The organism is Mesorhizobium sp. ESP6-5 (assembly GCF_020164695.1).
GTDB lineage: Bacteria > Pseudomonadota > Alphaproteobacteria > Rhizobiales > Rhizobiaceae > Mesorhizobium > Mesorhizobium australicum.
The window spans coordinates 110,962-123,831 of the sequence record NZ_JAIUGR010000011.1; the positions used below are offsets into that span (position 1 = coordinate 110,962).

12 protein-coding genes are annotated in these 12,870 nt (G+C 63.8%); 7 read left to right on the forward strand and 5 right to left on the reverse strand.

The window, feature by feature from the left end; translation table 11 throughout:
- Window positions 1–28 precede the first annotated feature (28 nt).
- Window positions 29–967 carry a diacylglycerol/lipid kinase family protein gene (locus LB524_RS19275; RefSeq protein ID WP_224529358.1) on the reverse strand — a complete coding sequence of 313 codons (939 nt, stop codon included), beginning with the start codon at window positions 965–967 and terminating at the stop codon, window positions 29–31.
- Between the two features lie 884 nt (window positions 968–1,851).
- Between LB524_RS19275 and LB524_RS19280 the strand changes: the two genes are divergently transcribed.
- The 3 genes from LB524_RS19280 (at window position 1,852) to LB524_RS19290 (ending at window position 4,106) form a co-directional block, all read left to right on the forward strand.
- Window positions 1,852–2,286, forward strand: a complete 435-nt coding sequence (locus tag LB524_RS19280) for a hypothetical protein (RefSeq protein ID WP_140617720.1) — start codon at window positions 1,852–1,854, stop codon at window positions 2,284–2,286.
- 6 nt (window positions 2,287–2,292) lie between these two features.
- A complete protein-coding gene (locus tag LB524_RS19285; protein ID WP_224529360.1) occupies window positions 2,293–3,423 on the forward strand; it encodes a hypothetical protein in 1,131 nt (376 codons plus the stop codon).
- A gap of 161 nt (window positions 3,424–3,584) precedes the next feature.
- The gene (locus LB524_RS19290; protein ID WP_224529362.1) at window positions 3,585–4,106 is read left to right on the forward strand and encodes a hypothetical protein; all 522 of its coding nucleotides are present in this window, start codon (window positions 3,585–3,587) and stop codon (window positions 4,104–4,106) included.
- 21 nt (window positions 4,107–4,127) lie between these two features.
- Here LB524_RS19290 and LB524_RS19295 read toward each other — a convergent pair whose 3' ends face one another.
- Complete coding sequence (locus LB524_RS19295; protein ID WP_224529364.1) at window positions 4,128–5,750, reverse strand: FAD-binding oxidoreductase; 1,623 nt, start codon at window positions 5,748–5,750, stop codon at window positions 4,128–4,130.
- A 178-nt stretch (window positions 5,751–5,928) separates the two neighbouring features.
- Window positions 5,929–6,171, reverse strand: a complete 243-nt coding sequence (locus LB524_RS19300; RefSeq protein WP_015316128.1) for a DUF1344 domain-containing protein — start codon at window positions 6,169–6,171, stop codon at window positions 5,929–5,931.
- Here LB524_RS19300 and LB524_RS19305 point away from each other — a divergent pair.
- Both LB524_RS19305 and LB524_RS19310 read left to right on the forward strand, forming a co-directional pair.
- Window positions 6,170–6,529 carry a hypothetical protein gene (locus LB524_RS19305; protein WP_157163629.1) on the forward strand — a complete coding sequence of 120 codons (360 nt, stop codon included), beginning with the start codon at window positions 6,170–6,172 and terminating at the stop codon, window positions 6,527–6,529. The genes LB524_RS19300 and LB524_RS19305 overlap by 2 nt on opposite strands.
- A gap of 79 nt (window positions 6,530–6,608) precedes the next feature.
- Complete coding sequence (locus LB524_RS19310) at window positions 6,609–7,106, forward strand: YegJ family protein (RefSeq protein WP_224529366.1); 498 nt, start codon at window positions 6,609–6,611, stop codon at window positions 7,104–7,106.
- Between the two features lie 17 nt (window positions 7,107–7,123).
- On the opposite strand, the gene LB524_RS19315 is transcribed toward LB524_RS19310, so the two are convergent.
- Together LB524_RS19315 and LB524_RS19320 are read right to left on the reverse strand one after the other, a co-directional pair.
- On the reverse strand, window positions 7,124–8,083 hold the full coding sequence (locus tag LB524_RS19315; RefSeq protein WP_224529368.1) for a hypothetical protein: 960 nt from the start codon (window positions 8,081–8,083) through the stop codon (window positions 7,124–7,126).
- Window positions 8,084–8,178: 95 nt separating this feature from the next.
- Entirely contained in the window at window positions 8,179–9,252 is a 1,074-nt protein-coding gene (locus LB524_RS19320; protein WP_224529370.1) for a CapA family protein, read from the reverse strand.
- 144 nt (window positions 9,253–9,396) lie between these two features.
- Here LB524_RS19320 and LB524_RS19325 point away from each other — a divergent pair, with 144 nt between their 5' ends.
- On the forward strand, window positions 9,397–10,653 hold the full coding sequence (locus LB524_RS19325) for a hypothetical protein (RefSeq protein ID WP_224529372.1): 1,257 nt from the start codon (window positions 9,397–9,399) through the stop codon (window positions 10,651–10,653).
- A 549-nt stretch (window positions 10,654–11,202) separates the two neighbouring features.
- Window positions 11,203–12,801, forward strand: coding sequence for a DUF2778 domain-containing protein (locus LB524_RS19330; RefSeq protein WP_224529374.1), 1,599 nt, complete (start codon window positions 11,203–11,205; stop codon window positions 12,799–12,801).
- Window positions 12,802–12,870 lie beyond the last annotated feature (69 nt).

Here is a 12,870-nt window from a genome sequence, read left to right on the forward strand (position 1 = left end):
ACGCTCCACCGCCGGGCTGTGCCTTGATTCAATATCTCACCAGCAACGCACCAGGCAGGATCTCGAAGGTGGCGGGTATGCGCCCCGGTGACTCGCCGTCTATGTCGACCAGCGCGCCATTCTTCTCGACGTCGCCGAGCGGTTCGACAACCACTTTCCTGCCGCGCAGGATGGCGATCGCTGGATGATTGCGGTGCCGCCCACCATAGAGCAGGCGGATGTCCCAGATCAGCTTCAGCTTGCCCGCCGCGCGCAGGATGACGATGTCGAACCGTCCATCGGTCAGTTCGGCATCGGGCGCGATCATCATGCCGCCGCCGAAGAATTTGCCATTGGCCACCGCCACCAGCGCCATGCGCGCCTCGACCGGCGTGCCGTCGTCGACTGTGATCCGCACGTCCTGGAAGCGGTAGCGGATGAACTCGACCACGGTGCGCCACAGGAACAGCGCCTTGGCCGACATCCTGCCCTTGCGCTTGTCGGCATTGACGGCGCGATCAGTGGCGCCCGACAGGCCAAGGCTGGCGATGTTGATGAAGTGGCGGCTGGCCAGCGCGCCATGGTCGTCGATATAGCAGATGCGGCCGGCATCGACCGCCCTGGCCTTCGCCCCGGCAATCCGTTCCAGCGTCGCGCCGATCTCCTTCGGCAGGCCGAGCCCGCGCGCGAAGTCGATGCCGGTGCCGCACGGCAGCAGGCCAAGCTCGGTCGTCCTGCCGCCCTCCTCGCGGGCCTGCAGCAAGCCGTCGGCCACCTCGCTCGCCGTGCCGTCGCCGCCGGCCGCGATCACCAGGTCGAAGCCGTTTGCCGCGAGATCGAGCGCCAGCCGCTCGGCGTCGCCTTCGGCCTGCGTCTCGCGCAGTTCGAAATCGCCGAAGTGCTTTTTCAGCGCGGCGGCGACGTCAGGCCAATGCCGTTTCAGCCGGCCGCCGCCGGCAATCGGATTGAGCACCACCCCGACCTTCAAGTTTCGCCCTCCCCGGCGCCGGACCTGGATGCCCGATCCTTTGCCGGCATTCAAACTCGTACCGGCCGGCGGAGCAAGGGCGCGTTCGGCCATGGACGCCAAAAAGCGCGGGGCAGGCTGTCTAAGGCCTTCGCGCTTGAACTTCCCTGGCTTCTGGCATTGGTCCCCGATAATCCCGCTATCCACAGGGGCGCGGCCATTCCCCAAACCCCTTACCCGGCGTAAGTTGAACCCATCTCAGGCGGCTACCGATCATCAAGCCGAAAGGCGAAGTGAAAGGCGGATTTCCTGAGGCCCGTACGGCCCGGAACGAGAGCAGGCTTGCTTGTTCAAGGGACGGAAGCCGAGACCTACGGGGCCGCGGAAAGCGTGCCAACGCCGACGGCGGACCGATGCTGCCATGAAGGACGGCAAAAACCTTCGATGGCACGCAGGGCAAAGGCCCGCGAGGGCCAAGACCGGCGTGGTCTGGAACGGATGCTGCTCTCGGGTGGCTTCTGGCAGGACCGTCAAAATCAAGGCCGGCATGGCGCGACGACTTTACGGAAGTTGCTGCCGCGACCGTGTCCTGATCTGACAGGGAGGCGCTGGGAGAAATCCCGGCGCCGACTGTCTTTTGGCTCTCCCACGCAATTTTTACGGTGTTTCCGGTTGGGGCTGCAACCGGCGGCAAAATCAGCTAACGTTCGACGTCGTCAGAGCCCGTTTGAAAACGCGCTCTGCCGAGTCGGATGGCGTGGTTTTCGAGAACCGAAGCAAAGCGGACCTTTGGGTCCGTGAGCACAGTTCTGCTGCGGTGCAGTAGAACGCGGAAGCGCAGAAAACCGCGTCAGGCGGCTGGCAGAGTAGCGTTTACAAATGGGCTCGTAGAAGGGGGATACTTCATGACGCTGATCCAGAAGCTTGCAGTCGCCTACGCGTTCTTGTTCTTCGGCGTCGTGGCCATCGGCTACATTCCGGCCTTCAACGATGCAGACGGCAATCTGTTCGGCCTGTTCTCATTGCAATGGTACGACGACCTGCTGCACGCCTTCTCCGGCGTCTGGGCGTTGGCCGCCGCCTTCATCTCGCATCGCCAGGCGGTGTTCTATTTCAAGCTGTTCGGCTCGGTCTACCTGTTCGACGGCGTGCTCGGGCTGATCACCGGCTCAGGCTGCCTCGATGCCGGTATCTTCATCAACGGCTTCCGCTCCCTCAACGACATCGAATTCCCTGCCCGCTTCTTCGCCAACCTGCCGCACATCGTCATTGGCGGCATCGCCGTCTATATCGGCTTCTGGCTGTCGAAGCGCATCTACGACCACTTCGCCACGGCCTGACGGGCCATGTTCCTGTTCCGCTTGATAAAGCGCATCGTCAAGGCGATCCTCTGGCTGATCGTCATCGTCATCCTGATCCCGATCGCCGGGCTGGCCTATGGCTTCCTGACGACGCCGGCGCTCGACAGGACGCCGCTGCCCGGCATTGCCGACGGCGCGCCGCCCAAGGCGCTGGCCGACAAGGTGCGCGCCGAAATCCCCGGTTACCAGCGGCCGGAGGAGTCGACCTTCCTCACCTACCCGGAATGGGCGATCGTCTACGCCGCGCGCGAATATGCCGGTTTCGTCGGCAAGGACCAGCCGAGCGGCTTTCCCTATTGGTCCTATGTCGGCCGCTTCTGGCAAGACTATGCCACGGTGATCCGCGCCAGTTCTCCCTACAGGTTCAACTACGCCAACCACCAGATGCTGGTCATCATCGGCACCAGCCATTCGATCGAGCATATCCTGCAATGGGCCTATGAGAACACGGTCGGTCGCATCACCGAGGCGACGTCAGCCAAGCGCACGGCGGCCGACATCTACCAGGCCAAGATGGCCGCGGAGTATGCCTCTTTCCTCGATCAGGTGCCGTGGTACCAGTTCCCTTATGCCGAGAAGCGCGCCGGGCTGTTCGCGGTGCAGCCGGCGCCTGGTGACAGTTCCGTCCGCACCAGCGAACGCAAGCTTGCCTTCGGTCTCGCCGACACCATCAAGCAAGGCTATGCCGACCTGATCACCAAGGCGCTTGCCGCGACCTCCGACCCGGCCTTCCTCGATGTCCATGTCTGGGCCAGGGGGCCGGTCGGCGAAGCCACCCGCAACGAGCCCGACACCTTGCTGGAACGCGATTACGGCGCGGACGGCACCGTCTTCGTCACCAGGCGCTACCAGGTGTTCACCGACATGATCCCGCGGCTGATCGACAAGGGAGTCTCCTTTGTCGAGATCGGCGGCAATGACGAGATCATGGTAACGGTGCTGTCGACCGATTCGATCGCCATTCCCGAAGGCATGCGCATCCTTTTCAGCTATCCGCTGCCGGCGGACCCCTCGACGCGCCGCACCGGCATGGTCGTGGCCGTGCGCAAGCTGCATCTGGTGCTGCCGTCGCTGATCAAGGCCGGCGCCAGGCTCGAACACGTCTACGACTACTGAGGCTTTTCAGCCACGCCTGGTCAGGATCGGCGAGCCGTCATGCTCATTCCACAATCGCGGCAAAATCCCGCCTTGTTCGCGCGCAATGGAAGATCGCATGTCGCCTGAAGGCGCGACATGCCTGACTGGGCTGCCGGGGGGCATCTCGAAGGGACGAGACTGTGATCAAGACCGCCCTTGTCGCCATGACCATTGTCGGCTGCGACTGCGACGCCAAGCTGTGCGAATATATCGGCGAGACGCCGGCCAAGTGGTCGACCATCGCCGATTGCGAAGCGGCGATGAAGAGCCAGATCCTGCACGAGCGCAATTTCAATTATCCGCTGGTGTCCGGCATCTGCCGCGCGAAGGGCTCGGCGTCCTCCTCGCACCTGGCCGCGATCGCGTCGGGCCCGGAACTGAAGCCCGCCAGCCGGACCGTCAGGACGGAAAGCCCGCTGCCGCCGGAACTCAGCCATCGGCCGAGCGTCCCGGTCGGTTCGCCCACGACGACCCTGGACGCGGCCGCTGCCCGGCCCGTCGCCTATGAACAGGTGGTCGACGGCGGAACCAGCGTGCTCTATCGCACGAAGAATGGCTACGCCGTGGTCAAGACCGATCTCGGCCGCGCCGCCTCGGCAACCGCCGACGCGGCAAAGCGCTCCGTGAACTGGCTGGCGGGGCTGATGCCGACGGGCCTGTAGGCCGGCCCGCGTGCCGCCCGTCTACACCGTCTCGCTCAGCGCCTTGATGGCACGGTAGAAGGTCGAGGAAAACAATTCCGTCGGGTCATAGTACCGCTTTGCCGTCAGGAAGGCCGGAAGTTCGGGATAGGACGCCAGCAATTCCTTGGCCGTATAGTGCAGCTGGTAGGGCAGGAAGAAGCGCCCGCCATGCTTGATCGTCACGTCGATCAGCGCCCGCGTCAGCGCCCGCATCCTGGCGTTGCCATCGGCATCGGCCGGCTGGTTTATATAGAGCACCAGCGAATAGGCCGGCTCCGGCGCGTAGGTCAGCGCCACGTCCTCCTTGTGGACGATGCGCACCGAGGCGTTGAGCACCGGCAGATCCTGGTTGCGGAGGATTTCGCGCGCTTCCGCGATGAATGGATTATAGCTCGCGCGTGGAATAAAATATTCGTGCAGTATGTCGGTCTCGTTCATGAGGTCGTTGAACAGATACGGCACCGAATCGTGCATCGGGTTGTTGCGGGTGACGAGACAGGCCTCGCCCTGGGCAAGCGCCGAGCTACGCGGCACCGTACAACTCTCGAATTTCGGCTCCAGCGTCTTTTCGGTGAACCATTTCAGTTCCTGGAACGCGCTGCCCCATTTGGCCATGTTCATGATCACCCGCTTCAGGCCGACGCCATCGGGTTCGCCGAGCGCCGGCTGGTCGGCCGGCGGCTGCTCCGCCACTCTATCGTAGCGGTAGACGATCATGTCCTCGAGGAAATTGCCCGGCGCCGTCGACAGGTGCCCGTAGAACAGGCCAATGTCCTTGTTCGGCTCCAGCACCTCGGCGAAGAATTTCGGGAAATCGTCGGATCTGATAATCTCGCGCAAGGTGCGGTAGACGGCATTGTCGACGATATCGAGCGTCGCCTCCAGCACCACGCCGAACAGACCGTAGCCGCCGACGACATGTCGGAACAGCTCGATGTTTTCGGTTGGCGAGCAGATGGTCACCGACCCGTCCGCCAGCATCACCCGCATCGAGCGGATGGAGCCGGCTACCGAGCCCGCCTGATGGTCCATGCCATGCGCGTTCACCGACAGCGAGCCGCCGACTGAAAAGATATCGGTCGACTGCATCGCCTTCACCGCGAAGCGCGGATGCAGCATGGTCTGGATGTCGTGCCAGCACGCGCCCGGCTGCAAGGTCATGGTCTTGGCCGCGGCGTCCACCGTAACCTTGTTGAACTTTCTCATATCCAGGACCAGCGCATTGTCGTCGAAAGCATGCCCGCCCATCGAATGGCGGATGGCCGCCAGCGACACTTTCAGCCCGTTGGCGCGCGCGAAGGCGAGCGCCTTGGCGATATGCTCTTCCTCGCTGACCTCGACGACGCCATAGATCGGCGTCCTCGACAGACCGCTGGCATCGTTGATGTCGCCGCCCTTGGCCAGCCAGGGCAGCGACGGATCGAAGGCGGGCGGGCTCCCGATCGACTTCAGCGGCAGTGCGATGCCGTCTACATCGGCGATGCGTCCGCTGTTCTTCGGCCCTGACGGGCCTCGCGCCAGCCGCGCCACGGTGGTGCCGCCCCACAGCACGGCGCCGCCAAAAACAGCCGCCCCCAGCAGCAGCCGCCGCGACAGGCGCAATCCCTTTTGTTCCTCGGCCATCGGATCCCCCCGCAGCCAAGGAATAGCGCGGCCTTTTGGCAAAAACCATAGCGGCGCTGCCGCAACGGCGTTCCGCCACCGTCGTCGCCCGGCGGTGAGTGTCCAACCCAATGAAAATGGCCGGTTCCCAAGGAACCGGCCAGATTGGATCAGGGTCTCAAAGTCCGGTCGGCAGTCTCTATGAGGCCTTCTTGATCGACGTCACCATGCCGGTCTTGTCGTCGACGGTCACCGCCACCTTGGCGCCGACCTTCAGTTTCCCGACCGACGCATCGGGCGACAACTGGTAGATCTTGCCGTCGTCGAGGGTGACCGACTTGGTTGTCGGATCGACCGCCTGGATGGTGCCCTGAACGGTCGCGGCATAGGCCGTGCCGAGGAAGGCGAGCAAAGCGGCGGTGGTTGCGAGGGTCTTCTTCATGGATATCACTCCGTGCTGTTTCGGTTTTCCGGTACCGCTTGGGAGAGGGCAGCACCGAACGGCCCGAAACTGGAACGAAACAGCTATCATCGGCAAATCACGTTGGGTGAATTTTCGCAAAGGATATCATAAGCTTAATTCCGACATATTGTCTGCGGCCGACATCATTCCGGGCCGCTTCGGTTCCCCCGGCGAGCGCATTTCCGTTCGCGAAAAGAGTCGTTTAGAGGGATTGTGGCGAGCGGTTGCGATCACGGCGAGGCCGCCGCAATCCGTCTCGAGCAGCATCACGAAACAGACCGCCGAGCGGTTGTCGATACACATTTTGTGTCATGGATCAGTTCAGATCGCCAATTGAAATGGAGAAAACTCGCGCTCCGGTTGCAAATCTGGAACGGATGCCGGATGGTGCGCCGTTACCATGAGGGGGCCTTTCCATGAAGCTTGCAGTCCGGTCCATGATGTCCTTGATGATGTTGGCGTGTGCTCCGGGATCGGCCGGCGCGCAAGCCGCGTTTCCGAACGATGACAAAGCGCTTATGTTTGCTACGGACGACCCCGAGATGGCGACGGCGACTGCAAAGGCTCTTGCCAGCCTGGATGAGTTCCTGGCCCTGGCCGGAACGCCGCCCTCTGGGACGGACAGGTTCAAATTGAAGGTCGAGGTGCGCGATGGGGATATCAGCGAGCACTTCTGGGTCATCCCGTTCCAGCGTACCGAAACGGGGTTCGTCGGCATATTGGCAAACGAACCGGCAGCTGTGCGCAATGTCGTCCTCGGCCAGGAGATAGAATTCACCAGGGACGATATTTCGGACTGGGGATATAGACACGACGGGCGGCAAGTAGGGAGCTTCACCGTGTGTGTGATGTTCAAGAGGATGTCGAAGGAAGAAGCGGACTACCTGCGCGACAAATCCGGTTACGATTGTTGATCGTTTGCCCAACCGGACTAGCTTGCGCCGATCTTGCGCACCAGTGCCGCGGTCGCCAGCATGGCACCCAGGTCCGAAATCATCGGTGCGACATGGCTGGCGTAGTCGAGCGGCACCGAAATATCAGGTAGCTCGAAAAAATTCTTCGGCTGCGGCAGGAGCAGAAAACCGTCGCTGCCGTTGAGCGCGACACGCGCGGGCTCGTCCGGCCAGGTTTCGCCGAGCCATTTCAGCGCTTGCGCCAGCCGGCCGGTCACCAGCGGCCGCGCCGCCTCGACATTGTTGGTGCGGAACTCGTAGGCGGCGTCGAGCTCCGGCACGCCGGACGGCAGTTCCTGCATCCTGGGCGCGAACATGCCTCGGAAAAAGCCGATCACACCGCTGGCACGTCGCGCCGCGACCAGTATTCCTGGAAACGGCTCGATGGTTTCGAAGGCGACGACGACGCCCTTGAATGTGGTCGCCTTGTTCTTGGTGGCGCCCCCGTCCCATAGGTCGGCTTCGTACAGTTCGAACGCAAATCCGTCATATCGTCCGGAGATGATATCGTCGAAGCGGCTCATGGTGAAACCGCCGACGGTCTCGCGCGGCAATCGGTCAAAGGAATGCGGCGTCACGTCATGCTGGTAGCGCATATCCCCAATGAAGCCGAAGATGATCGGCATCAGCGTCTGGCGAAACGATTGCTGCAGCCTCGCCGTCGGCCTGATCGCCCGGAAATAAAGCACGACCGCCACCACGAAGCCGACCACGTACAGAAATACGTGCGGCGTTGAGAACCATTGCTCGTTGGGATCGGCGACCGTGTTGAACAGCCACGCAATGAGCGCCACGAAGACGACCACCAGGCCAACGAACAACGGTGCGCGCCACTTGGCCGCGCGTGCCACCGAGGCCCTTTTCGCTTCGTAGACCTCGATGTCTTTCTTAATGGCTGCGATAGCAGCCGCGCCCGGCATGAAATCCGCTGTCTCCATCGCCAATCCCCGCCGCCAGTGTTGCCGCATGATAGCCATTTTCGCGGGAAAGTCGCCAGCGCTTACCCCTGCCCTGTCGTGGACCTGTCACGCGGTCAGGGCGACGCGTCCACAAGGGAAGCAGGAAAGATCGCGTCCAGCCGGCCCTCGATTTTTTGCCGCATGGACTCGTCCAATGCCTCGACCGGCAGCAGCCGTTCGTGGTCTCCCGCACGCAAGCGCACAAAGGGATGAAACCAGTAGGACGCGACAGCGCCGCGCGTCTCCGCATCGGCGCTGACGTCCACCATGAAAATCCCGCCAATCCGCCCCGGCCATGGCTGGCGGGCAAAAGCGGTGCCGAGGAAATCGCCGAGCCCATAGGCAATCACCGTCCCGCCGATCCGCTCCACCGGCTGCACGACATGGGCGTGATGGCCGGCGATCAGACCGACGCCCTGCCCGGCCAGCCGCCGCGCCAGTGCCCGTGTTGCGGCGCGCGGAAAATGCCGGAATTCCCAATCCCAGTGCGGCACGGCACAGAGGAGATCGACCCCAGCACTCGCCTCGCGCGGCCAGCGCGCCGGATCGCCTTCCATCGAGACGCGGTCGGCAAACAGTCTCTCATCGGCGTTGCGCCAGAGCGTGAAAGCGGCGAAGCCGAGAGCGAGCGGCCCGGCAGCGAAGCGTTCGACCGGACCCTTGGCGGCGAGGCCGATGGTGCCGATACCGAGCCGCTTCAACGCCGCGACCGTCGCGTCGAAACCGGCGACGCCCTGGTCGAACACATGATTGTTGGCCAGCGACAGGACCAGTTTTTCGCGCCTGATGCCAACCGCCGCGAGTGCCTCGGCCAGAAAGCGTTCGCTCATCGCATGATGCGTACCGAGCTTTGTCCCCAGCACGGCGCTCGGCCTGTCGACGACAGGGCTTTCGCAATTGCCGATCACCAGGTCGGCCGTGCCCAGCAGCGCCTTGATCGCCGGATCGCAGTCCGGCGCGCTCCGGTTGGCTACCGCCGAGATGTCGCCGATGAAGGCCAGCCGCACCGTCTGTCTCGGTAGCGGGTCCATCAGCGTCCCGGCCGCCGGCGCAAATCCGGTGGCGTCACCGCCGAGCGACGGTTTCAGGAAACGCGGCAGCCAGGACAGTTTGTAGGAGAGCGGATAGTTCGACACGGCACGCCTCATCGTTGGCCTTCTGTAGACCGTCCGCCGGACCGGTTGAAGCGTGCCCCGGTGACAATCATGCAACGATGTGAACGGCGTGCCGGCATCACAGGCGCGGCGTCGTAAATCTGTGTATGGTCGCCGGCGACAAATGGGAGGGAAAAGATGACACGAATAGCAAGCCTGCTGGCATCGGCCTTCATTGTGCTCGTGCCGCTGTCGTCCGCATCGGCGGCCATGCCCGAAGCAGCAACCGCTTTGTTCGAGGCAAGGACCGTGGCCGCGCGCGACGGCGCGCTGTCGACCCTGGAAGCGGCCGCGCCGAAAGATCCAGCGTCAGCCTATGCCGCCGGCGCCGGCGAGTTCTTCACCGCGCTGGAACTGCTGGCCAGCGGCCTGCATCGCCATGGGTTCGAGAGCCCGCAATCCTTCATGCTGCCGCTGATGCGGCTGCCGGTACCGGCGAACCCCAATCCCGAGCCGCTGACCTACGAAGAGTTCCGCGCCATACTGGTCGCCTTCCGTGACCGGCTGGCAAAGTCCGCCACCACGCTTGGTTCGGTGCCGGCCGATGCCGATATCGGCATGGTCATCGACTTCACCCATGTCGGCATCGACCTCAACGAGGACGGCACCATCGCTCCGGATGAAAGCATGGCGGCGATCATGGCGGCGCTGTCGCGCGGCGGCATCTCCCAGGGCGATACAGCCCCCGCGCTCACCTTCCGCTTCGACCGCGCCGACGGCTATTGGCTGCAAGGCTATGCCGAATTCCTGATGGCGCAGGCCGATTTCTGGCTGGCGCATGATTTCAAGGGCACGTTCGACGGCTCGTTCCACATGCTGTTTCCGCGCGCCAAGCTGCCGTTGCAGGACATCCTCGTGCCGCCGCCAAGCGAGATGGGCTCGAGCATCTTCTCCTCGGAATGGCGCATCGCCGACTTCATCTCGATGGTGCATCTCGTCAACTGGCCGGTTGTCGAACCGGAACGCCGCAAGGCGGCGCGCCAGGAGCTGCTCGAAATGATCCGGCTGTCGCGCGAGGACTGGAAGGCGATCCGCGCCGAGACCGACAATGACCGCGAATGGCTGCCCGGCCCGCAGCAAAAGGGCGAGAACCCGCTCACCGGCCTCGAAGTCGGCGAGGAGCAGGTGCAGGCCTGGCTCGCGACCCTGACGATGGCCGAGGACCTGCTCGAAGGCCGCGCGCTGCTGCCGCACTTCCGCATCACCGGCAAAGGGATCAACATGAAGCGCTTCTTCGACGAGCCTAAACCCTTCGACCTCGTACTCTCGATCACCGGTCCCGGCATCGCGCCTTATCTGGAGAGCGGCAAGATCCTGACCAGCGAGGATTTCGACCAGATCCAGCGCGAGTTTAGAGGTGGCGGGTTTTTGACGTTCGCACTGTGGTTCAACTGAGCGGCGCGGACGCTGCGCGTCGGCCGAACCCCGACGTATCCGAAAGTAGGGAACCCTTGGACAGCGGCGTTGGAGCCGTAGGAGCCCACCACGACCGCTGCTATGAGCCCCGAGAGCCGACCCTTTTGGGCCGAAGACTTGTGGCAGCACGGCAACAAAATCTGTTGGCACCCGTGATGTTTGCGGGCGCTCGGCCGACAGGCATTTGGCGTGCCTCACTGTCCCGGAAGCGCCGAATCGCCTTTTTGCGGAGGTTGGCAAAGACTGTTCTGCTTGACTCGGCAGATAAAAACAGGCAGCAAAAAAGCCTTGGAAGGGCTGCAATACCGCGTGCATGGTCGTGGACGAGCCTTTTTCGGCACAAAGTCCACGTCTCTCGATTGGTTTTGAGAGGGATTGGTTAACCAACTTTGTCCATATTTTGAAGCAATCGGCAACTAACGACAGGCGCGGCAAACGCGTCGGGGACCACCTGGGATCACTCACAGAATGGTCGTCGCGGCTATCACAGCCGCGGACGTGGGAGCCGATTGGAGCAAGATTGGTTGCATGGCGTTGTTGAGTCGTAAAATTGTCGGGGACAGGCGTTGCAGCGGCGAGACCGCCTTCGAAGCGCCACGTGCCTCATCCTTCACCCCTGAACGGGTTGTCCGCTGGATTGCGGTGCCGGGCGTCAGCGCCGCCGTCGGCCTATGGCTGATCGGCACCATGGCCGGCCTTAGCTCTGTCGGTGCCTCGCTTTCGGTCACGTCGGTCGGCCTGCCGCAGACGCTGTCCATGCCGGGCACGCTCGCTCTCGCCGATCCGCTGAAGCAGCATTTCCTCAGCTCTTCGGCGCCCTTCATGACAGCCAATACGCATGGCGGCGCGCAGGCGCTGCACGACCATGCCGTACAGTGCGGTGCCAGTTGCTTCAAGCTGGCCGCGATAACCTCCAAGGCGGAGAAATCCGGGCGCCTGGTGGCGCAGGCCAAGCCAACGCCGGCGAAGTCGAAATCGCAGCAGCGCTTCGAACTGATGGAAGCGTCGCTGTCGCCGACAAAGCTCGCCGCTGCCTTCGCCGGCGCGGGAAAGCCTGCGACCGCGGCCAGCACCCATCCAGTGATTTCCAGCGCCACTCCACGGATCACCGAGGCGTCCCTGGTGCCGTCCGTCCAGGTCATGGCCAGCCTGTCCAACGACATGCCGGCTCCGGCGGCGGAACGCTTCGCCCGCGCCGAAACGGGTTCCGTCGTGCAGACCGCGCCGGCGCCGATGGGCTTTGCCCAGTCGGAAACGCCCGACAACGCGCAGCTGGCGCTTGCCCTGGTCGAGTCGATGCCGGTCGAGGACGAAGCTTTCGCCTCGCCGCTGCCGATGACCGAATCCTCGCCCGATGTCGCGGTGGCGCCTGTCGAGACCCAGCAGGAACAGCCGGGCGACGCCGCTTCGCTGCCGGATGCGCTCACCGACGACGTGCCGCTGCCGACCCGCCGCCCGCAATATGACGCGCCGCGGCAACCCCGGATCGTGGAAGAGGACAAGCCGGCCGCACAGCCCAGGACCTTGGAGCAGAAGCCGGCGCCCCAGCCGAAGCCCGTCCAGCAAGCCAGGCAGCCGGCCCGGCAAGGCCGGACCCGTGATGGTGGCGACGTGCTGGCCTATGCCAAGCCGGACACGCCTTCGGGCGGCCTCGGCCAGGCGTTCAGGAACCTGTTCAACGGCCCGAGCGCCGGAAGCGGCGCCGGCCATGGGGTCGCCGTCTACGACATCAGCGCCAAGACCGTCTACATGCCCGACGGCCAGCGGCTCGAGGCGCATTCCGGCCTCGGCGCAATGGTCGACCAGCCGCGCTATGTCCACGTCAAGGATCGTGGCCCGACGCCGCCCAACACCTACAATCTGTCGCTGCGCGAATCCCGCTTCCACGGCGTCGAGGCGATCCGCCTGACCCCGACGAGCGGCGGCAACAAATACAACCGCAACGGCCTGCTCGCGCATACCTACATGCTGCGGGGCGGTCGCGCCGAATCCAATGGCTGCGTCGTCTTCAGGGACTATTCCCGCTTCCTCGCCGCCTTCAAGAAGGGCAAGGTCACCCGCCTCGTCGTGGTGGATCGCCTGAACGGATCGGCGACCCGGGTCGCGTCGAACGGAAGCGGCGCTTGAGATAAGGCGAAACCGTCCGCCACCTCCTGACAGCCTTCTGTCAGGAGCCTGACGCGACCGCCGGCCCGT